Origin of the sequence: Lentimicrobium sp. L6, from assembly GCF_013166655.1 — a bacterium.
Taxonomy (GTDB): domain Bacteria; phylum Bacteroidota; class Bacteroidia; order Bacteroidales; family UBA12170; genus UBA12170.
In genome coordinates this window covers 1-23,220 of sequence record NZ_JABKCA010000079.1, presented here as the reverse complement: position 1 = coordinate 23,220, position 23,220 = coordinate 1, and the positions used below count along the sequence as shown (strand labels likewise).

Sequence of the window (23,220 nt, the reverse complement as noted above, 5' to 3'; positions counted from 1 at the left end):
TTAATAAACTTTTTTTGGTGCTTTTTGAGGGAGGAAAATGTGTATAAAGAGTAGCATGGGGAAGGGGCAAAACAAAAAAACCATTTATCATGGGCAACTACAGTAAATTGACATTATCTGATTAGTAACCATTTTTATATACTTTAGCAAAAAATCTCTGATTATGATCAAATATACACTCACCTTCCTTTTCATACTATTCAGTTTCATTTCCTACAGTTGTACCAATTTAATTGTCACCAAAGGAGCTAGTACCGATGGTTCCACCATGATGGTGTATACAAACGATGGAGAATGGCTTTATCACCTAAAAATGTTTCCCCACCAGAAGCACGAATCAGAGGAGGTTATTCAATTCAAATTCCCTAGAACAGAAAAGTTTCTCGATATCCCCCAACCATTGGAGACCTATAAAAAACTCGGCTTTCATATGAATGAGTATGATGTGGCCATTGGAGAAACTACTTTTACTGGAAGAGAAGAGCTTTGGAATAAAAACCTTCCTCTCAAGTATTGGCATTTGATGAGCCTTGCTTTAGACCGTTCAAAAACCGCGAGAGAAGCCATAGAGGTGATTACTTCTTTGGTGGAAGAATATGGTTATGGGAGCGAAGGAGAAAGTTTTTCCATCATAGATCCCAATGAAGCCTGGATTTTAGAAATGATAGGAACAGGAGATGGAAAACCAGGAGCGAATTGGGTGGCCATGAAAATCCCTGATGGTGCCATTTCTGCCCACGCTAATAAAGCTCGGATTGGAACTTTCCCGCTGGATGATCCTGAAAATTGTATCTATAGTAAAAATGTGATTTCATTTGCCATAGAAAAGGGATTCTATGATCCGAATAGCGGGAATCCTTTTGCTTTTAACTTGGCTTATAATCCGATATCGCCTGACAGATTGCGTTATTGTGAAAGTAGAGTTTGGAGTCTATTTAGAAGGGCTGCCCCAGAGCAGAATTTTTCCTCCGATTATCACAGAGGAGTGGAGGGAGCCGAAAGATATCCACTGTGGATTTTCCCTGAAGAAAAGTTGAGTGTTAAGGATGTGATGAGATTGGTTCGTGATCATTATGAGGGTACAGCAATAGATATGACCAAAGGACCTGAAGCTGGGCCTTTTGGTACACCCCAAAGATGGCGACCATTGAGTTGGGAAGAGGATGATGGTAAGGCTTATTCATGGGAACGTCCAATTTCAACTTATAATACTTGTTTCTCATTTATTGCTCAATGTAGAGAACGAACCTTTGAAGCGATGAGTACCCTATGGTTTGGTTTCGATGACACTTATTTTACTTGTTATCTCCCCCTCTATATGAGCCTAGATTCGGTGCCTGAATCTTATCGTAAAGGAGATATTCGCCACTACGATCCCTCCTCCATGTGGTGGACCATGAACTTCGTTAGTAATTATGCCAATTTGAAATATTCCTATATGATTCAGGATATTCAGAAAGTTCAAAATGAACTGGAAGACCAGTTTATTTCTGAACAAGAATATTTGGCTAAAAGATTGCTCCAAGAAAACTTAGAAGACAAAGACAAGGTCTTACACAACTATGTGAATGAAAGAGCCGATTTAATCCTTAAAAGATGGAATGAACTGGGATATATGCTCATTGCCAAATATAATGATGGCTATATAAAATCAGTAGGAGAGCACATGCAAAGTCCAGGTTATCCAGATGAATGGAGGAAAAATATCATAGAACAAAATCCAGAAAAGCATTTGGTTCCAGAATGGAATAGAAAAGGTAGACAAGTGGATAACCCGTTTTAATTCTTTCTTATTTTTACTTGGTGTTGCTCTTCATGCCTTTGGTGGTAAAAAACCTCTACAAACATATAGAAGACCATTGCTTTTTTAGATTCTATGCTCAAATATTTCTATGGAAATAATCTAATTTCATTTTTCCATTCCAAAAATAAATAACTTTGCCAGCACTCATGATTCCACAAGAAACCATACAAACCATTATTGATGCTGCTCGAATTGAAGAAGTAGTTGGCGACTTCGTACAACTGAAAAAACGAGGGGTCAATATGTTAGGGAATTGTCCTTTTCATAATGAGAAAACACCATCATTTACAGTAAGTCCGGCCAAAGGCATCTTTAAATGTTTTGGCTGTGGAAAAGCAGGAAGTCCGGTGAGCTTCATCATGGAGCATGAGCATAAGACCTATCCCGAGGCCTTAAAATACTTGGCCAATAAATACTCCATCGAAGTAGAAGAAGAAGAGCAAACCGCAGAGCAAATCGCCCATTATAATGAGCGAGAAAGCATGTTGCAAGCAGTGGATTTTGCTTCCAAGTATTTTGTAAATCAGCTTTGGGAAACAGAGATTGGGAAATCAGTTGGGCTTAATTACCTCACCGGAAGGGGTATGAGTACTCAGATGATCAAGAAATTCCAGGTGGGATATAGCCCCGACGAATGGACAGCTTTTAGCGACTATGCTATTAAAAATGCACATGAATTGGAATTACTACAAAAGACTGGGTTAACCATCGTTCGTGATGACAAAAAACGATTCGATCGCTTTAAAGGTCGTGTGATGTTTCCTATTCATAACCTCACAGGACAAGTTATCGGATTTGGAGGAAGAACCCTTAGCAATGATAAAAAACAAGCCAAATATTTAAACTCTCCTGAGTCGGATCTTTATCATAAAAGCAAGGTTCTTTATGGCATTTATTTCTCTAGAAACGAAATGGTTAAAGCCGATAATTGTTTCTTGGTGGAGGGTTATACCGATGTGATTTCCATGTTTGATGCGGGAGTAGAGAATGTAGTGGCCAGTTCTGGTACCGCGCTTACCCAAGATCAGATCAAGCTGATTAAGCGATTTACCAATAATATTACCGTTTTATATGATGGTGACTTTGCTGGTATTAAAGCGGGCTTGAGAGGTATCGATATGATTCTGTCTGAAGGCATGAATGTGAGAGTGGTGATGTTCCCTGAAGGAGAAGATCCCGATAGCTTTGCGCGCTCCCACCGTTCTTCTGAAGTCAAGGAGTATATCACTAATGAAGCTCAAGACTTTATTAGTTTTAAAACCAATTTACTTTCGGAGGAGGCTAAAACTGACCCCATAAAAAGGGCTGGCCTGATTAAAGAAATTGTTCAAACCATTTCTATTATCCCGGATGCCATTACCCGACAGGTTTATGTGAGGGAATGCTCTAGCTTACTCGAAATGCCAGAGCAAACCTTGTTGAACGAGTTGAATAAGCTCCTTGCTAAAAAGTTTAAACAAGAGACTAAATCTAGTTATCCTGAGCCTCACCAGAAGACTCCTCAGGTAAATAGAATGGAAAGCCCTGATAAACGTTTGCTCAGCAGATTTGCTTATCAGGAGGAAAATCTAGCTCGACTTTTATTAAAATTTGGTCACCTCGATTTTACATTTCGTAAAAAAGGGGAAGAGGATATTGAGGTAAATGTGGCAGCGTATATTATCGATCAAATGGCCTTAGATAACTTGGAGTTTGAAAATCCGCTCTATAAAAGCATTTATGAAATTTTCGACCAATGTTTAGAGGAGGAAGAATTTAAAGAGCATAGTTTTTTTACCAACCATCCCAATCAGCAGATTGCTAATTTCTGTATAGATATCTCCATGGATAAATATGAGCTTTCAGAAAACTGGATGGAAAAGAAACAAATCTATGTGAAATCGGAGGAGGTCGACCTCTTGGGTTTAAGTGTGATGACATCCGTTCGGTCCTTTAAATTAAGCATTGTAGAACAAGAAATAAAAGAACTGCAGAACAAGTTGAAGGGAGTAAAAGAGGATGAAGAGTTGATGAAGATACTGAGCCTTTTGAGTAAAAAAGAAAGTCATAAAAAAAGACTTAGTGGTGATCTAGGGCGTATTGTTCTTCGTTAAGAACTAGGTTGGAGTCGGATATCGGATGACCGATGAGGGATATGGTTTCCCAAGTTCTCTGGCTCTTCAGCTCATCATTTCCCCAATTCATTCTAAAAACAAAATCTACAAGTTTAACTTTGAACTTTAAACATTGAACCTCGCTCTCAGTCCTTTTAAGCAATTTTAAGATTCCCGTTTCCTGCTCTTTCCCTTTCGTCGCAATATTTATAATACATTTGCGTTTCAAAGCAATAATGAAAAATAAACTTATATATCTTTTCCTACTTGGAATCGTCCTATTTGGCCTTATATTCTCGCAATGCAAAAAGGAAGACGATCCACTACCATTAGCAGTGGTTAATATTTATATTGAGCCCAACTCAACCTTATATATTAATTTGAATACTGTTGGTGGTTCTGAATATATTACGGCAAATTACCCAAGTAGAGGACTGATTGTATACAGAATAAGCGTGAATGACTTTGTAGCCTTTGAGCGCACTTGCCCTCACGATCCTGATGCCTGTTGCGATGAAAATGGCTGTGCTAGACTGAATGTTGAACCTGATGGAATCATTATAAAAGACAGTTGTTGCGAATCTCAATACCTCATTCTCGATGGTTCAAATGTGACTGGTCCATCGGTGAAACCTCTGAAGCAATATCGTACTTCCTACGATGGCAAGACTTTGCATATTTATAATTAAAAGTGCGCTTCTCATGGCAATAAAAAAGCCCTTTCCAAAATATTTAATTTCAAAATGGGCTCCTATATTCATAATTCTCTAGCTTTAGGCTTCTGAGAATTTCTTTCTAATTTCTATACTAAAATCGTGAAGTTTTTGTTTGCTTTCTTCTAAATCATAAGCAATTTGCTGTTTAGTATCTTCAAAAGCATGTTTCATTTCACTAAACAAATTTTGATAATAATTAACACCTTCTTTTAAATTTTCATTGAAAGTGGTTAAACTCTTTTCCTGCTTCTTAGAAAGATCTGTTTTTACTTCGTCAATCTTTCCTCTTAGATGATCTATATATAGGTGTAATTCTTTAACAAACATATGAGGACGGTCATTGCGTTTTATCACATTATTTCTGCCATAAATATGGCCTACCATTTCTTTTAAAGTAATTTCCTTTTCGTAATAGGCTATATTAGGTCCAGGACAAACCGAAACACCAGGTCCTTCCACCTTAGTGTCCAATCCTTTTGATATTAAAGCAGCAGTTCCTAAGCCCACACAAACGCAAGATTTTTCTACAATCTTATTATACTTATATTGTCGATCTGCTTCAGGTAATTCTAAATCATCAAGCTCTTTAATCTTCAGACGTTGATAGCGATAAGAAGCAGTACAGAGCCCTTTTTCAGTAAACTCATAATTGAGTTCTACATATTTCTTGGGACAAAGACTACCTGGTTTTCCCATATCTATACGAGCTTGCTTTTCAATATCTTTAGTATTTCCTCTCAAACTATTAAATGGGACTCCTAAAGGAGAAATCCCACTTAAATATAGGTCTTTCTCTCTAGCATCTGCTAATTGTTTGCGAGTGGCATTATCCACAGAAGTTACTTCAGGAACCAATAAAAATGGAGAACCCCAACCTACAGAATCCACTTCGAAATGATCAAGTAAGAAAGAATGCTCTTCTGCAGTCCCAACACCGCCTTGTGCCGACATACGTAGCGGTAATACCTCAGTAGGGACAGGACGATTCTTAGCTGTTAATGCCTTTTCGAGTAAAGCCCACACTTGTTGAACTAATGCTTCCTTATTGGTTTTGAATTCCTCTAAAACTGGTCCCATTAAGTGGCCTTCAGTGGCAAAAGCATGACCTCCACAATTTAATCCAGATTCTACTCTGTATTCAGAAACCCAAAGACCTTTTTTAGCTAAATATTTTCCCTGGATTAATGCCGAACGATAGTCAGAAACCTTTAGTATGATCTGCTTCTTCATTTCACCATCCTCATTAGGATAGAAATCGTCGAACTGATCCATATAATTATATAATCGAGGATTCATACCAGCTGAAAGAACGATAGAAGAGTTGAGATTGCTTTTAGCAAAACCTCTTAAAGCTGCATGGGCATCATTAAATTCAACAGGTAACTGCTCCCCATTTTTATAATTATGCTTGTCTACCTTAGTCATGATATTTACGTCTACATTTCCAATGCTCAGGTGGTCTCTAATCCAAGATTTCACATCGTTTAAGTTGAAATTTTCAACTTTTTGTTGGAATTCTTTTTTTAGTTCTGAGCTATCTGGTAATAAATGGAAATATTCTTTTATTTCTTCCCTTTTGTCTTGTGTTGCAGTTTTGAACTCTTCGAGTTTCGATTCTGCAATTTCTTTCATCAAATTGAGATATGAGGTGATTCTCTTGGCACGAAAATCATCAATTTTATGGGTAATTTCTTGGTAAGGAAGCTCAAATTTCTCGCTGTAAAATTTTCTCATTTTCTCGACTAACATATCGTCAACCAATGAAATAGTAGAGTCAATTCCTAAATGAGCCACCCTAGCTGGAGAGTCTATGGTAAAACCTATTCCCATCACAGGAATATGGAATGTGTGTTTTCTTTGATTCATTTTTCGAATTTTCGCTTTAAATATTCGGTAAAAGTACTTTAAAAACGATTAGTCACAAGGATATTATTAGACTTTAACAGAAAAAAAGTCTAAAAAAAGTATGGATGTGACAAAGTTATTCATGGAGTATTATACGATATGCTTTTTGGGTGATGATTCAATAGAGCCAATTTGCTCTCATCAACACCAAAATACTTACCTAAAGGAATGATAATCATAAGGACTTAACGAAGTTTTAAACGGCCTCCTTCTGGTAGAGCATCTTCATTTTTAATGCCATTCATCTTTTTTACTTTTTTCATCCTAACGGCATATTTCTGGCAGATTTCCCTTAAGGTTTCACCTCTTTGTACGATATGAAACTTAATTCTAGCTTTGGAATTTTTCTTTTCAATATATATAAAGTCACCTGAACTTAGTCTGGTCTTTTTAGTGGCATCATTATATTTCCTGACTTGCCAAGTGTATATTCCAAATTCAGCTGCAATGCTTTCAAAGCTGTCGTCTTTCATTGCTTTTACATAACGAACACCTTCGTTTTCGTAGATGAGTCTTTGATTATCACTTACTGATACTGGTTTGAAATCGGTGGGTTCAGCGACAACAACAATATCCTCTTTTGGTGGTTTTACATTAGTGGGCTTTTCTTCTTTTACTCCAAGCTCCTTCATACTCTTTATCTTGTCGTACTGATACAATTCGTTGTCTTCAATGACTTTAATAAGCAGATGCGCATATTTTGGATTGGTAGCATAGCCAGCCTTTTTTAAACCATGAGCCCATTTTTTATAATCTGTTACTTTGTATTCGAAGAGAAAAGCATAACGACTGCGAGTCATTAGAAACTGGGAATGATCTTCAAAAGATTCGGCAGCAGTTTTGTATTTTCTGAAACATTCATTCTTTTTATCATCGTCCATGATAAAGCTATCACCGGTCCATCCTTTATGGCATTTTATGCCAAAGTGATTATTGGCAATACTTGCTAAGTCGCTTTTTCCAGATCCTGATTCTAATATTCCTTGGGCTAAGGTGATACTTGCAGGAATTCCATGCTCCAACATCTTTTTCACAGCAGTTGCTTTGTATTTTTCAATATAGTCTTTTCTTACGGTGTTGGTTTGTGCAGATAGGTTGAATACTGCAAAACTCAGGACTAAAAGGCTAATAATCTTATTCATATTATGAAAGCTGTTTTTGATGTAATGATATAATTGTTCTATCTAAACAAAGAAAACCAATATTAAATTGTATTGAAGGGTGATTTGCAGAAGTTTTAAAAAGAGTAATGTTAAAAAGTGAAGGCTTAATGAAAGACATATTCAGTCTAAAGCCCTGATTTCATCAGGTCAAATTTCAAATAAAATTTGACTTTTTATACTAGTCTAATCCTAATTATACCAAACACCTGTCTTCCTAATCTCCCCCCCCCCCCCCCCATTTATTTTGCTTGATTTTTCATCAGCTTAACAAATTTTAAGAGAAATGGAAGCCATTACAGTTTCAAATCTGTATCAACTAAGCTATTAGATAAGAAAGGAATGAGAAATTTTACTAAATTCGCAAGCCCCAATTAAAAAAGGAGATTAAGAATGAAGATTGCAATACCTACATCAGATAAAAAGACTGTTTTTTCAAAAACTGGAAAAACAAAAGAATTTGCTATTTGTGAGATTGTAGAAGGTAGCTACGAATTCATTGAGTTTCGTAATAATCCATTTCAATCAGATGGTGATTCCCATAGCGAAGAACATAAGCATAAAGCACTACTTGAATTATTAAAAGACTGTGATGCGCTCTTGGTGAAGGCAACAGGTGAACTTCTTCGTGCCGAACTTTGGGATGCCAATATGCCTATCTATAAAACTAATGAAGAAGATTTAAAAGAAGCCATCACTCTTTTTACCTTAAACATGGTTGGACATAAGAGGTTATAATTCATCTTTTGTAGCAAAAGCAACTTCCAAACGAGTATTATTATGACTTCAATATTTGATAAATGCAAGTAGCTCTATACTCCCGTTTGTAGCTTTCTAAGCAATAATAGCAGGCGCTTGATATTATTGCTTTAAGAAGTAGTAAAAGAGAGTAATACAACAGAAGATTTTGTGCTTTTCCTCCAAAAAGCAAAACCTAAAAAATAACAACACCAGGAGTTTTCGATTTTCCAGTATATTTGATGCTTCAAATATCAATTCAAAACACATGAAAAATCGTTTCCTTCTTTTATTGATTAGCAGCTTGTTTGTCTCTTCCTTTACTTTAGCTCAAAATCACCAAAATTGTAATCACCGAGTATCTTTCGAGAAAAGCAGTTTGAGTGACAGCTTGGATGTACAATCCTATCATATATTTATCGATTCCATCCTTTGGGATACCGATGAATTATATGCCAGAACTGATATTTCAATTAAATCTAAAGTAGATGATTTAGCCATTATCCCGTTGGAACTGATGAACCTGATAGTGGATGAAGTAAAAGTAGGTGGAGTCCAAACAGATAATTTTGAGCAAGTTGGAAAAAGATTAATCATAAATTTAGATGATTTGCTGATGGCAGATGACTTGGCCGAGCTCAGCATTAGTTACCATGGCACACCCTTTCACGAAAGCTGGGGAGGTTTTTACATTGACAATCAATATGCTTATAATCTTGGTGTTGGATTTGATATAGAACCTCATAACCTCGGGAAATCTTGGTTTCCTTGTATTGACGATTTTCATGATAGAGCAGTTTATGATGTGACGGTTAGGGTCGACGACCCTTTAAAAGCGGTGGCTGGTGGTTTATTGCAAGAAGTGATAGATCATGGAGATGGAACCAAAAGTTATCATTGGCATTTAGCAGAAACTATTCCAACCTATTTGGCTTCTGTGGCAGTGGGTGATTATGTGATTCATGAAGATATTTACGAAGGCATTGATGGTGATATCCCAATTAAAATATATGCGCGTCCGGCGAATGCTAGTTCGGTAGAAGCCAGCTTTATTAACCTCAAAGAAATTTTGGCCTATTTTGAAGAAAACTTTGGAGCTTATCCATTCGAACGAGTTGGATATGTGGGCACCTCAATAGGAGCCATGGAACATGCTACAAATATTGCATATCCTAATTTTGCTATTGATGGAACCTTAGGATACGAAGGATTATATACCCACGAATTATCACATATGTGGTTTGGCGATCAAGTGACTTGTGCCAGTGCCCTCGACATGTGGTTAAACGAAGGTTGGGCTACTTTCTCTGCATTATTCTATATGGAGCAGGTTTATGATATTGAAACTTATAAAGCGGAAATGAGATACCATCATAAAGAAGTACTCAGAAACACACATTTTAAAGATGGTGACTATCTGGCTTTATATGGCATTTCTCACGATCTTACATATGGAAGCACGGTTTATGACAAAGGGGCAACCGTGGTTCAGAGCTTAAGAGGTTATTTAACTGATGAGGTTTTCTTTCCTGCCATAAAAGCCTATTTAAGCGCCTATGCATATGATTATGCCTCTTCCGAGAATATGAGAGACTTCCTCACCGACTTTACCGGCATTGATATGGCATATTTCTTTGAAGCCTATGTGTTTACTCCGGGTTTCTCCACTTTTGTTATCGACTCAATTCAGCATATTTCTGGAGATGAGTATACCATATATGCCCGCCAAAAGCTGAAAGGGAAAGAGGTGTTTGCTAATTCTAATAAAGTAGACATCACTCTGATGAATAACGATTGGGAGCAATTTGATGTGAGAATGGAATTTGATGGAGAAACAGGTTCTCAAACCTTCACTATACCTTTTGAACCCATTGTTGCCATGGTGGATTTGCATGAGAACTTTTGTGATGCCACCAGCGACGAAACTAAAATCATAAAGGAAACTGGAGAATATAATTTCGAGGATTCCTATTTCAAGTTAGAAGTGGAAGATATCAGCGATTCAGCTCTAATTCAGGTTTCTCACCATTGGGTAGCACCCGATACTCCAGAAAACCCTCAGGAAGGTCTTACTTTTTCTGATTATCGTTATTATGAGATTGATGGGATAGTCCCAAATAATTTTCAAGCAACCGGAATCTTTCGCTACTCTATGACCAGTAAACTCGATCATACCCTTATCAATGATGTTTTTGATAGTTTGGTGATATTATTCCGTCCAGATGCCTCCTCCCATTGGCATGGCATTCCTTTTGAAAGAACAGGAAGTCCATTTGCAGGATATATCTATGTTCCAAATATTCAGAAAGGACAATATACACTAGCGCTTTGGGCAGAGGAATTTGTGAGTATTAAAGAAGAAATAGTCATAAGACCCGAAGATTACCTTCAAAGCTATCCAAATCCATCTAATGGCAGAGTCTTTTTTGAGTTGATGATGCCAGAAGAGGGTAGTCTTTTAATTTTTGACCAAAGTGGAAAGCAAGTAGATTCTGTTTTTATTCAAGCCCATCAAGAATCCGCAAAATGGGATGGAAGAAGAATGCCAAAAGGGAGCTATCTGGTTCGTCTGATTAACAAAAATGGAATAGAGCTTTCTCAGCAAAAGATTATCATACAATAGTATGTTCTATGGATGCCTATAAATACTATCAGGAATTGGATGCTCGTTTGGAAGCCATTGCTATTGAAGCCAATGCCATTCCAATGAAGAAGTATATGAAAAACCATTTCGAATTCTATGGTATAAAATCTGTAGCTCGGAGAGCAGTAGTTTCTGCATTTATTAAGGAATTAGGAAGAATTTCGGAGGAGGGTTTAGATGAATTTGTTCGTCTTTGTTGGGACAATCCCTATCGTGAATTGCATTATGCCTGCCTAGATATTATTGAGAAAGAAAAAAAGCCAAAGATTGAGCGATTAGAGCTATACGAGTGGATGATTCTGCATCGTTCTTGGTGGGATTCGGTAGATGCTATAGCACCTAATCTGCTGGGTAGACTCCTCCAACAAAACCCGGAACTCATTAAAGAAAACACACTTCGATATGTGCAATCCAATGAGCTTTGGTTGCAAAGAACTGCCTTAATATTTCAATTGCGATACAAAACCGAAACAGATTTACCTCTGCTTTTTAATTACTGTGAAATGTTGGCTGAGCATAAAGATTTCTTCATCAGAAAAGCCATAGGCTGGAGCCTCCGTCAAGCTGGCAAGTTCTATCCCGATGTAGTAAAAGATTTTGTGGCAAAAACGGAGCTGAGTAATCTAAGTGTTAGAGAGGCTTTGAAGCATTTGGGCTAGAAGTGGAGGCAAAGGGCTGCCTTCCCCAAATAAGAATGAATCCCTATTATAGATAAAATATTAACCCTTAAAACTAAAAAGGAGGTTTAATAGCTAATATTTTAACCGAAAAAGTTTTTAGTTTTCTATCTTTACCCCATCATACCAAAAAAAAATTTCCAATGAAAAAATTCATCAAGTGGTTTCTTATCATTATCGTTTTTATTCTAGCTATATTGATTATTCTTCCCATGGCTTTCCAAGGAAAGATTACAAAGATTGCCAAACAAGAAATCAATAAGAATGTGAATGCAAGAGTCAATTTTGAGGAGGTTAAATTAAGTCTAATCACTTCTTTTCCAGATTTGAGTTTTAAGATGAATGAGATTTCTGTAATTGGAGTCGACCATTTTGAAGGAGATACTTTGGCCTATATTAAGCAGTTCCGATTAGACCTTGGTCTTTTAAGCATTTTAAACGACCCTATAGAAATTAAATCGATTATCTTCAAGCATCCTCAAGTTTATACCAAAGTTTTAGAAGATGGTAAAGCCAATTGGGATATTGCTTTGGAAGAGGAAACAGTAGAAGAGGAAACTTCAAACGATTCGGAACCGGCAATGGTTTTATCCTTGCGTAATTTTAGCATTATTGGTGCCGAAATCATATATGAAGATCAAAGCATGGATTTATTCACCAAAATGGAGAACTTGAACTTTAATCTTAGCGGCGACCTTTCGTCGGACTATACCACTCTATCCACCAAATCCACCATTGATGCTATGAGCCTTAAAATGGAGGGACTTTCCTATTTAAAGAAGGCCAAAATGGAACTCATTGCTGATTTAGAAACCGACTTAGTAAAATCAAAATATACTTTCAAAGAAAACATCCTCAAGGTTAATGAACTGGAATTGGGTTTCGATGGTTCTGTGGAAATGCCAAGTGATGACATTATCGTCGACATAGTTTTTGATGCTAAGCAAACAGCTTTTAAAAACATCCTCTCTTTAGTTCCTGCGGTATATATGACCGATTTTCAGGATTTAAAAACAGCTGGTCAACTATCATTAAAAGGAAAAGTAAAAGGAATCTATAATGAGAATCAATTGCCAGCTTTTAACCTGAATTTATTAGTGAAAGAGGCCATGTTCCAATATCCTGACCTTCCATCTAAAGTAGAGAATATCTCTATGGATTTAGCTATTGATAATGCAGATGGAATAGAAGATCATACGATTATCAATCTAAAGACATTCCATATGGATATGGCTGGAAATCCTTTCGATATGAATATGTTGGTCAAAACGCCTGTGAGTGATCCAAGTATTGATGGAAAGATAAATGGAACAATAGACTTAGGAAAGATGAAGGATTTACTTCCTTCTGAGGATATGAATATGTCCGGAACCATTAAAGCCAATATGGAAATGAAGGGAAAAATGTCATCCATAGAAAATGAAGATTATGAAGACTTTTATGCGGTAGGAAATATTGCTATTCAAAACCTAAACTATAAAGATACTGATTTACCTCAGGGTATTCATATAAAAAGTGCCAAAGCCATCATCTCTCCTCAATTTGTGAATCTAGATCATTTTAAAGCTGAAATAGGTGAAAGCGATATGAATATGAAAGGTAAAATAGAGAACTTCTTGGCTTTTTATTTCAAAGATGAACTGCTAAAAGGAGATTTCAGTTTTACTTCCAACAAACTGAATATGGCAGATTTGATGGGTGAAGAAACGGATGAATTAGAGAGCAATTCGGAGGAAGAGAGCGAGGAATTAGCGGTGATAGAAATCCCTAAAAACATAGATTTTACTCTAAACACTGAAATTGATGAGCTTCAATACGACAATATGGAGATTAAAAATATTAGAGGAGGCCTTCAATTAAAAGACGGTATAGCTAGCTTGGATGATCTAAACATGAATATGCTGGATGGTAGTTTAAAGATGAACGGGCAATATTCGAGTCAGGATTTAGAAAAGCCCAGCTTCGATTTCGATATGGATGCTGTAAATTTCAATGTAAAAGAGACCTTTGAGACTTTCAATACCATTCAGAAAATAGCGCCTATTGCTAAAAACATGGAAGGAAATATTTCTGCAAAAATGAATATCGATGGAATCCTCCTACAATATATGGAACCTGATTTGGGGACAGTAAACAGCAAAGGTAGACTTCAATCTAATAGTTTGGCCATAAAAAATGCAGAGCTATTTAAGCAGGTGGGGAGTTTAATCAAGTCGGACAAGTTCAATCAACTCTCGCTAGATAATATGGATTTGACTTATACCATGACCAATGGAAATATTGATCTGAAGCCTTTCGACACCAAATTTGGGAAATCAAAAATGACCATTGGCGGATCCCAGAATATCAATCAAAACATTGACTATTATATGGATTTCAACATTCCAAGTTCAGAATTAGGTTCACAGGCCAATGCTGTGGCCTCTCAATTATTTGCTGAAGCAGGGAAATTAGGTTTGGATGTTCAGACTCCTGAAACCATCAAATTCAAAGCCTTAATTGGAGGAACATTAAGTCAACCTAAAGTAGGTTTAGATTTAAAGAATTCAGCTTCAAATATGGCTGATGATTTAAAGAAACAAGCAGAACTTAAGCTAAAGCAAGAAAAAGATAAAGCCAAGAAGCAGGCTATTGACGAGGCGAAAAAGCAAGCTGCTCAACTCATGGCTGAAGCTGACAAGCAAGGGAAGAAGTTAATCTCAGAAGCCCAGAAAGTAGCCAGTCAAGCCAAAGCAGAAGCCAACAAACAAGCAGATATAGCTAAAGCTGAGACTTACAAACAGGCAGATGCATTAATCAAAGAAGCTGGTGATGATACCATGAAAAAACTTATAGCAAAAACAGCTGCAGACAAGCTAAAAGCCGAAGCGGATAAAACCGCAGAAAACTTTAAAAAGGAAGCTGCTGCACAAGCCGACAAAGGAGTAAACGTAGCTAAGAAACAATCTGATGCTCTAAAAGTAACAGCTAAAAAGCAAGGTGATGCCTTAATTGTTAAGGCTGAGAAGGTGTAAACCTAAATGTGCTGGCTTGGAAATGCTTTCGGAGCCTTAAAACGTTTGGACAATCGAAAAAAATTCCGTTTGAGTGGTAACTAACTATTGAATCTTTAATTGATATCAGGGCCTCAATCCTCTACGAGGCTTTGATCCCTTAAAAACATCTGCTGGTTGAGATATTTTTCTGTTGTTGAAATTAAGCTCTCTTATACAAGAAGCATATCTGCAGAGAAGCTATGGCACAGAGTTGCACAAAGGAAGCACAGAGATTCTCAAAGTGGTTGATACTTTGGGCCATAAATTTAAGTCGTATATATAATTGGAGTACAATTTCGGTTGAGCTCGAATACAAAATAAGCAAACTGCTCAGGCGGAAATGATTTCCGCCGCTAAGAATAAGGTAAGCACTTTTATGCTGACTTGGAAATGATTTCCAAGCTTTGAGCCTAGTCATATATGGAACCTGAATACAATTCTGATTGAGCTGGGAAATTCGCGATAATTAGCCAAATTAGTGAAAATTCGTAGACAGAAACCTACTTAATCCCAAGTTTACTCTTAATAGCAGCAGGAATAGCATCCTTATGAATCATAATACTGATAGTTTTTGATTGCATATAAGGCGTTGAGGCAAAGAAAAAACCTTCATAAGGACTTCCTTTTTCGCTCCAGCTATTTTTTACTTTATAGAAAGTTTCTCCTCTTTGGTCTTTGGCAACAGCTGTAAGAAGCATCAAGTGATCGTCTTTGGTTTTATAATTATCAAAAGCCTCTTGTCTTAATGCTTGAGTGATTACTTTTTCAGCCACTGGCACATCAAAACTATAGAGTTTTTCGCTCTTTTCCTTCTCGTCCAACTCTTCCCATTTCTCACTTTCCATACCAGCTAACTCAGGCTTCTCAGCATCAGGAATAATGGCTACTCCATTCTTCCAACTAAAGCCTTTTTCACTAACATCAGCATCCCATGCTACTGAATAACCATTCATTAAGGCACTTTCTATCACTTCTATCATTTCGTCTAAAGGAAGGTTATAATACTCAGCCAACATCCAGTTGTCGGGGATTTCTAAAATAAAAGTCTCATAAAATGGGTGGTGATTAAAAGAAGTGATTTCCACATAATCATCCATATTTAAACCTAATTCATCAGCATAAGATTGGGTTGTAAATTCTTTACCATCCTCAGAAAATGTTTCAGGAACTTCACCTAAATAAGCATCTAAAATGCCATCGAAACCATTGTGCCAAGCAGCACTTAGTTTTCGGTTCTTATTCATAATGACTGTACTTACATAGGCATCTAACAAAGCATCTAATTCACCATGAACGTGTTTTTCTTCACCATATTCAAGACCAGCATAAGCATCTTCTGTGATGGCTCCGTGATTGGCAAAAACCCAAGTGACATCGTGGAAATTACCTCCTCCTCCAAAGTTGAGGTTACCATGCCAGCGAACGGTGTTTATGGCTTTTTGACTGTAGGCATTTCTGACCACAAACATCTCAGATAAATCTACTTCTCCTTTTCCTAATCGTATCAATTCTGTTTCTAAGAAGGCCGTACCTCCAAAACTCCAACATGTTCCAGAACGATATTGATTTTTTACGGCAGAAGTTGGAACTTCGTTGATAATAGTGAATTCGTAGGCTTTTTTGTCCTCTTCTTTTTTATCCTTCTTCTTTGCTAATACTGGCAATGTCAATACTAGGGCCAATAGAAAAATGCTTCCTTTTTTCATCTCTATATAATTTGATATCTGATTATAATTAAACATCAAATTTAGAAATTATTTTATGTCTAATAGACTATGGTTTAGAATTGTCTCCTTATTTAGAATGATGAGCAAATATGAATCTCTATAGTCTTTAGAAAAGAAAAAATTGGTTATTACACAAAAAACTCAAAGAAGGCACAAAAACCACAAAAAATGGCAATTAGGAAAATAGCTATATTGTATAATATATCCAATCAGTGAGAATTCGTGAAATCCGTGGACAAACATTTATACTACTGGTTCTTCTTTTCTTAATTTCGACATAGTTAAGCTCTTTCGGTACCTCCTACCACTTTTCGTAATAATGGGATGCGCAACCGGATCGATGGAACGAAGATGATTTTCTTCTTTACATTCATCTGAACAGCAATTTCCATACTGCTCGGCACATGAAGGACACTGGATAAACAAGAGATGACAAGAATCGTTGGCGCAGTTTTTATGGGTATCGAAAGCCGTTCCACATTGATGGCAAGAAGCCAATACTTGTCCGTTTACATCTTCAGCCATGCGGGCATCAAACACAAAGTTTTTGCCCATAAATTTTGATTTTAAACCCAAAGGCTTAATCTGTCTCACATACTCCAGAACACCGCCAAGCAATTGGTTTACATCATTAAAACCATGATGCTTTAAATAAGCACTGGCTTTTTCACAGCGGATTCCTCCGGTACAATATAATAGTACTTTTTTATCTTTTTGCTCTTTCAATAAATCTACTGCAATTTCCAATTCCTCTCTAAATGTGTCTGCTTCGGGACAAATGGCATTTTCAAACCTGCCTATTTCGCTTTCATAGAGATTCCTCATATCCACAACCACTGTGTTTTCTTTTCCTAATTGCTCGTGAAACTCTACTCCAGAAAGGTGCTTCCCCACATTTGTCACATCAAAATCGCCATCTTTCAATCCATCCGCCACTAGTTTTGGTCGAACTTTTATGGTTAATTTATAGAACGATTTACCATCATCTTCTACGGCATATTTAATGGGGATTTCCTTGAAAATCTCATGTTTTTTTAAGCTTTCCATAAAAGCCTCAAAATAGTGTTCAGGCACACTCATTTGTGCATTAATACCTTCTCTGGCTACATAAATCCTACCCAAGCAATTAAAGTTGTTCCATTCTTTATATATTTCATCACGAAATTCTTGAGGATGGTCTAAATAGAAATATCGATAAAAGGAAATCGTTTTTCTTTTGAAGGTTTCTTGCATGAGTTGTTCTTTCAACACTTCACGGTTGATGGTATTATGTAAAGGCATGTTCTAGATTTTTTAGGTGGGCGCAAATTTAGGCTTATGATTGCTGATTCCCTTCGTATTATTTATTAATAAAATGTGAAAAACTAGATTTAGCCTAAATTTGATTATTTTAGCATTGATAACTCAAAATCAGTAAAATGGATGAATTTCTAGCCACTTTTGTATTCTTCTTTGCTGTGATAGATCCCATTGGAACCATTCCTGTTTTTATTGCAGTTACAACAGGTTATAATGAAAAGCAGAAGAGGAAGATTGCTCTAAAAGCTGTTCTAATTTCAGCTATTGTTCTATTATTCTTTATTGCGGTAGGTGAATTAATACTAAATGCCATCAATATTCCACTGTCTGCATTTCAAATAGCTGGAGGAATTGTACTTTTTATATTTGCCATGACCATGATATTTGGTAAAGGAAAACCCGAAGAGGAGAAAGAAATGATAAGCAGTGTAAGCGAGACCGCCGTATATCCTTTAGCCATGCCTTCTATTGCTAGTCCTGGAGCCATGTTAGCAGCTGTTTTACTAACTGAAAACAGCAGGTTTAGTTTATGGGAGCAAGCACAATCTTCAGCTGCTATGCTTGGAGTTTTGGCTCTTGTATTACTATTTATGCTGGGAGCCAGTAAAATACATAAGTATATAGGCGATAGTGGTGCAAGTATTATAAGCCGGGTGATGGGATTGATTTTAGCATCTGTAGCAGTGAGTTCTGTTCTTCATGGCATCGATATTTACTTCCAAATCCTAACTTTGGGATAATGATGGCAATTGGAAAACACAATAACAGCGTTATCCTCACCATTTAAATCAGTCATCCCGATGATTTCTATCGGGACTCTTGGTTTAAATTGTTCGAAAGCCTCATTCTTGATGCTTTCCTTAAAGCCTCTACAATAATGCTAATCTTATAAGGATATTAAAAATGAATTGACTAAATAGAGCCTGCCCATAAAGTCGAGTGTTTGAACTATAAAGTTCAAGTTCTAGGCGTGTGAAAAATCAAAACCACAGAATACTAGCGTATTTGAGGATTTGGATTTTGAGCAATAACGACGAAATTGGACTTTATAGACGAATACTAAATAAGGTTGTAATCTTTATCAGTTTACTGCGTCATAAACCTGAAAAATAGTTAAGGCTATCTTATAATGCGAACTAAAGAAACAAAAAGTCTTTAGAAATGTTAATTGCAACTAGAGCTAAGCCTAATTTTTATACTTTTGATTCAATTAGAAAATTATACCCATGGACCAAGTCATTAAGATACGAGACATTGCAAAACACTATCAAGTAGGAACACAATTGGTGAAAGCCATAAGGACCATCAGCCTTGATATTAAGAAAAACGAATATGTTGCTTTGATGGGGCCTTCGGGTTCTGGTAAGTCCACATTAATGAATATTCTGGGCTGTTTAGATACGCCAACCCGTGGGGAGTATTTTTTAGCTGGTGATGATGTAAGTAAACTTGATGATAATGCTTTGGCAGATATCCGTAACCGTCAAATTGGTTTCGTTTTCCAGACATTTAATCTTTTACCACGTTCTTCGGCATTAGAGAATGTGATGCTGCCATTGATTTATGCGGGTTATAACAAAAAACAACGCACCGAAATGGCAACAGAAACATTAGATAATGTTCAGTTAGCCGACAGAATGGATCATAAACCCAATGAACTTTCAGGTGGACAAAGACAGAGGGTGGCTGTGGCACGGGCATTGGTAAACAAACCTGCTATTATTCTTGCTGATGAGCCCACTGGAAACTTAGATTCTAAAACATCAGTGGAGATTATGGCCCTTTTTGAAGAGATTCACGATCAAGGTAACACCGTAATTGTGGTTACTCACGAGGAGGATATTGCCCAACATGCCCACCGTATCATTCGATTGAAAGATGGAGAAATTTTTTCTGACAAGAAGAATCCTAATATTAAGCGCTTGCTTCAGAAGGTTTAGTTAGTAGTTACAGTTAACAGCCAATAGTGAACAGTTGTGGGCTTTTTTAAAGTTCTAAGTTTATACCCTTGTATTTCTTTTTATTTTCTTTGTATGATATTGAAGTTTATATAGTTTCACGCCAAGACGCGAAGTTGAAATTAGGCCAAGAACGCTAAGGGAATTCCTCAAAAAATACATGATAAACAATTAAGGTTTAGGGAGGTAAGGAAAAACCCTTATGCGCACTTTGCGAAAAACCTTTGCATTTTCTTTGCGTGAAACTTTTGGCATTTTATTCGCGAGAAACCTAAACTCCAAAGTAATAGTCATTTTTATTAACTTTGAATTCCCTCAAAAATTAACATCATGACAGAAAATGAATTATCCTATAAAGTTATTGGAGCAGTAATTGAGTTGCATAAAAATATTGGCCCAGGATTATTGGAGTCAGCTTATGAAAATGCACTGGCATATGACTTAAGGGAATTAGGATTCGAGGTTAAACAGCAAGTTCCGATGCCATTTATTTACAAAGAAATCAAGCAGAATATTGGCTACAGAGTGGACCTAATGATTAACAGCAAAATTATCCTAGAAATTAAATCAGTTGATACTCTCGCTCCTGTTCATTATTCACAAACCCTTACCTACCTGAGGCTATCTGGAATAAAATTGGGACTACTGATTAATTTCAATACAAAATATGTGAAAAATGAAATTCATAGAGTAGTTAATAATTTGTAGTTTGATTTCACGCAAAGACGCGAAGTTGAAATTACGCCAAGAACGCTAAGGGAATTCCTCAAAAAACAGATGGTAAACACTTAAGGTTTAGGGAAGTAAGAAAAAACCTTATGCGCGCTTTGCGAGAAACCTAAACTCAAAGTAATAGTCATTTGCACGAAGTTGGAATTACGCCAAGAAGCTTAAGAGAAAAGTACAAGAGGCAGATAATCAATGCTTAATAATGATGAAATATGGGAAGCCCTTATGCGCACTTTGCGAAAAAACTTTGCATGTTCTTTGCGAGAAATTACCTATTGAAGGTGCTACTTGCAATAAGCATGGTTACATTTTTTTCTTATCCATTACGCACCATGGTTTAATCGTAGTCTTCTTAAATAATAACAATCCATATTTGCAATGATGTCTATTCACATTGTATCTTGGGCACATCCTAATTAGAATAGATTCATAAATCATTAATAAGCAATTAAATAAGAATGTATATTTTAACCTAAATGAAACTAATGTTAACAGGGTTTAACTATTCATATGATGAAAATTACGGAATTTTGTAACCGAAGTTCAATTTATCCGTCATAATAATTGAAGATGAAATCATGACCTTTCAAGAAGACCATATTTACATAGAGAAAATCAAAAAAGGAGATGCCTCCGCTTTCGCCAGTTTGGTTGAAAAGCATAAGGATATGGTATTTACTATCATTGTAAAGATTGTCAAGAAATCGGAGGATGCTGAAGAGATTGCTCAGGATGTATTCTTAAAGGTATTTGAGAAGCTAGAAGGTTTTAGAGGGGATTCCCGTTTTTCTACATGGTTGTACAGAATAGCATATAATGCAGCCATTTCGAAGACCAGAAAAAGAAGACTCGAAGTAGAAGCTTTAGATGATTTCACCATCAGCAATTATTCAGTGGATGAGGTGAAGGAAGAATTGGAGTCGATAGATGCAGAAGAACAACAGGCATTATTAAAAGAGGCCATGGATAGCCTTTCTGATGATGACTATTTGATTGTAAAGCTGTTTTATCTGGAAGAATCCTCTGTAAAAGACATCAGCACAGTTACCGGTTTAAGCCAAGCCAATGTGAAGGTGAAATTACATAGGATTAGAAAGAAATTATACTGCAGCATGAAGGATTCCATGGAAAAAGTAATTGATAATATTGTAAATTTGTAGTTATGAATCAGGACGAACATATAGAAGATTTATTTTTAAAAGCCTTAATTAAGAATGATGGTTTAAAAACTCCTTCAAAGGATTTTACCAAAACCATTATGGCTAAAATACCTTCAGGAAAAGTTGTAGTAGAAGAATCCTCACGTTTTGTAGGGAAAAACCTCACCATGTTTATCTTTTTCTTGGTGGGTATTATTAACCTGGTCATCATGTATTTTATTTGGCCTTACCTAAGTGTATGGATTCCAGAAAATAGCATCTTGGCTTTTATGTTAGAAAATGCGAATAGCTTTATATCTCAGCATGTTTCACAATTATTTGATCGCTCTGCAACTATTTCCTTGCTTCTTATTATTGGACTTGGATTGTTTATCATTCTAGGTAGAGACGAGACCATGGATGGTTTGCATAAGCTTTATAAGAAATTGCCCATTTAATTAAATAGCTTCTCTCAGTTATTGCAAGGATTTAAATCCTCAGCCTTACTTTCTTAATTTCCAATCACAGAAAAATCCTGTTTCATCATGCAATCGAAATGCTTCTTAGGGCAATTATTATATCCTAATTTGCTGCAAGGTCGACAAGATAGATTTTTTACTTCCAAGATAACAGATAGCTCTGGGTTTTTAGGCATATATGGGTACATCCCAAATTCAGGAACGGTATTTCCCCAAACTGAGTATATTCTCTTTTGATAAGCTGCAGCAATATGCATAAGCCCGGTATCGCTACTAACTACAAATTGGCTTCTTCTAATGATTTCAGCACTTTCGTTGAGATTACTTTTGCCGGCTGCAATAAATGCCTTTTGAGGATGTTTTTGAGCAACCTTTTCTGCTATTTCTAAATCACCTTTCCCGCCTAGTAGGACTACTGGAATACTTATTTTACTAATCAACTCGTTCAGCTTTTCTTCTGGAATTTGCTTGGTGAAATAGGTGCCTCCAATAACGATAGCTGCAAAATTATTCTGAATAGACTCCTCTAATCCCTTTATGTTTTTCTGTTCTTCAAGTCCGCTATAATATTCTAAGCCTTTATGATCGTTAGTAACTCCAATCTTATTTAAGGTATCAAAATAGCGATGAACAATATGTACATCGGGCATTCGGTTTTTTTTGAATCTAACCAAGAGCCACTTTTGCCTATTGAGCTTATCGAAACTAGAAGTGGGCTTTTTTAAATACGATTTAATTCTTAAGCTCCTCAAATTTTTATGCAAATCGACAATAAAATCATATTGCTCTATTTTTAGTTGAGGAAGGATATCAGAAAGCTTGTCTTCTAGCACAAATAATCTATCGATATGAGGATTATGCTCAAGAGTAGCGGCATAGGCCTTTTTAGTGATATAGTGGATTTCAGTATCGGGTTTCTGTGCTTTGATGGCACGAAGCAAGGGAGTAGTAAGTATAATATCGCCAATGGAACTAAACCTGATGATTAAAATCTTTTGCATTTGGCAAATTTAGGAAAGTTTTAGGGAAAGGGGAACGCTAATTTCCGCTAATTTAAATTGGATTTTGATTGTTGTGTAGGGGAACGCTAATTTCCGCTAATTTGAATTGAATTTTG

The 23,220-nt window shown here is 36.4% G+C and carries 17 protein-coding genes; 12 read left to right on the top strand and 5 right to left on the bottom strand.

What is annotated here, in order from left to right:
- The first annotated feature begins 163 nt into the window (after positions 1–163).
- The 3 genes from HNS38_RS16945 to HNS38_RS16935 all read left to right on the top strand — a co-directional run bounded on the left by HNS38_RS16945 (position 164) and on the right by HNS38_RS16935 (position 4,586).
- Positions 164–1,783 carry a dipeptidase gene (locus HNS38_RS16945; protein WP_172276500.1) on the top strand — a complete coding sequence of 540 codons (1,620 nt, stop codon included), beginning with the start codon at positions 164–166 and terminating at the stop codon, positions 1,781–1,783.
- A gap of 155 nt (positions 1,784–1,938) precedes the next feature.
- Positions 1,939–3,897, top strand: coding sequence for a DNA primase (gene dnaG / locus HNS38_RS16940; protein ID WP_216663763.1), 1,959 nt, complete (start codon positions 1,939–1,941; stop codon positions 3,895–3,897).
- A gap of 236 nt (positions 3,898–4,133) precedes the next feature.
- Positions 4,134–4,586 (top strand): hypothetical protein, encoded by a 453-nt coding sequence (locus HNS38_RS16935; protein WP_172276497.1) that lies wholly within the window; start codon positions 4,134–4,136, stop codon positions 4,584–4,586.
- A gap of 84 nt (positions 4,587–4,670) precedes the next feature.
- Here the strand turns inward: HNS38_RS16935 and HNS38_RS16930 are convergent, their stop codons facing one another.
- Together HNS38_RS16930 and HNS38_RS16925 are read right to left on the bottom strand one after the other, a co-directional pair.
- Positions 4,671–6,479: a hypothetical protein gene (locus tag HNS38_RS16930; RefSeq protein WP_216663762.1), complete on the bottom strand. Its 1,809-nt coding sequence runs from the start codon at positions 6,477–6,479 to the stop codon at positions 4,671–4,673.
- Positions 6,480–6,703: 224 nt separating this feature from the next.
- Complete coding sequence (locus HNS38_RS16925) at positions 6,704–7,660, bottom strand: glucosaminidase domain-containing protein (RefSeq protein WP_172276494.1); 957 nt, start codon at positions 7,658–7,660, stop codon at positions 6,704–6,706.
- Positions 7,661–8,071: 411 nt separating this feature from the next.
- On the opposite strand from HNS38_RS16925, the gene HNS38_RS16920 reads away from it, so the two are divergent.
- The 4 genes from HNS38_RS16920 to HNS38_RS16905 all read left to right on the top strand — a co-directional run bounded on the left by HNS38_RS16920 (position 8,072) and on the right by HNS38_RS16905 (position 14,751).
- Positions 8,072–8,416 (top strand): NifB/NifX family molybdenum-iron cluster-binding protein, encoded by a 345-nt coding sequence (locus tag HNS38_RS16920; RefSeq protein ID WP_172276491.1) that lies wholly within the window; start codon positions 8,072–8,074, stop codon positions 8,414–8,416.
- 268 nt (positions 8,417–8,684) lie between these two features.
- The gene (locus tag HNS38_RS16915; RefSeq protein WP_172346794.1) at positions 8,685–11,039 is read left to right on the top strand and encodes a M1 family aminopeptidase; all 2,355 of its coding nucleotides are present in this window, start codon (positions 8,685–8,687) and stop codon (positions 11,037–11,039) included.
- Between the two features lie 8 nt (positions 11,040–11,047).
- Positions 11,048–11,719 carry a DNA alkylation repair protein gene (locus tag HNS38_RS16910; protein WP_172276485.1) on the top strand — a complete coding sequence of 224 codons (672 nt, stop codon included), beginning with the start codon at positions 11,048–11,050 and terminating at the stop codon, positions 11,717–11,719.
- 161 nt (positions 11,720–11,880) lie between these two features.
- Positions 11,881–14,751, top strand: coding sequence for an AsmA-like C-terminal region-containing protein (locus HNS38_RS16905; protein WP_172346793.1), 2,871 nt, complete (start codon positions 11,881–11,883; stop codon positions 14,749–14,751).
- Positions 14,752–15,272: 521 nt separating this feature from the next.
- Here the strand turns inward: HNS38_RS16905 and HNS38_RS16900 are convergent.
- Positions 15,273–16,478, bottom strand: a complete 1,206-nt coding sequence (locus HNS38_RS16900) for a C1 family peptidase (RefSeq protein WP_172276479.1) — start codon at positions 16,476–16,478, stop codon at positions 15,273–15,275.
- Between the two features lie 264 nt (positions 16,479–16,742).
- Positions 16,743–17,780, bottom strand: a complete 1,038-nt coding sequence (locus HNS38_RS16895) for a rhodanese-related sulfurtransferase (RefSeq protein WP_172276477.1) — start codon at positions 17,778–17,780, stop codon at positions 16,743–16,745.
- Between the two features lie 137 nt (positions 17,781–17,917).
- Here HNS38_RS16895 and HNS38_RS16890 point away from each other — a divergent pair, with 137 nt between their 5' ends.
- From HNS38_RS16890 to HNS38_RS16870, 5 genes are all read left to right on the top strand, one after another.
- The gene (locus HNS38_RS16890) at positions 17,918–18,538 is read left to right on the top strand and encodes a MarC family protein (RefSeq protein ID WP_172276475.1); all 621 of its coding nucleotides are present in this window, start codon (positions 17,918–17,920) and stop codon (positions 18,536–18,538) included.
- Between the two features lie 486 nt (positions 18,539–19,024).
- On the top strand, positions 19,025–19,738 hold the full coding sequence (locus tag HNS38_RS16885; RefSeq protein ID WP_172276473.1) for an ABC transporter ATP-binding protein: 714 nt from the start codon (positions 19,025–19,027) through the stop codon (positions 19,736–19,738).
- 348 nt (positions 19,739–20,086) lie between these two features.
- On the top strand, positions 20,087–20,464 hold the full coding sequence (locus HNS38_RS16880; protein WP_172276471.1) for a GxxExxY protein: 378 nt from the start codon (positions 20,087–20,089) through the stop codon (positions 20,462–20,464).
- Between the two features lie 599 nt (positions 20,465–21,063).
- A complete protein-coding gene (locus HNS38_RS16875) occupies positions 21,064–21,645 on the top strand; it encodes an RNA polymerase sigma factor (protein ID WP_172346792.1) in 582 nt (193 codons plus the stop codon).
- Between the two features lie 2 nt (positions 21,646–21,647).
- Entirely contained in the window at positions 21,648–22,082 is a 435-nt protein-coding gene (locus HNS38_RS16870) for a hypothetical protein (protein ID WP_172276467.1), read from the top strand.
- Between the two features lie 53 nt (positions 22,083–22,135).
- Here the strand turns inward: HNS38_RS16870 and HNS38_RS16865 are convergent, their stop codons facing one another.
- The gene (locus tag HNS38_RS16865) at positions 22,136–23,104 is read right to left on the bottom strand and encodes a glycosyltransferase family 9 protein (RefSeq protein WP_172276465.1); all 969 of its coding nucleotides are present in this window, start codon (positions 23,102–23,104) and stop codon (positions 22,136–22,138) included.
- Positions 23,105–23,220 lie beyond the last annotated feature (116 nt).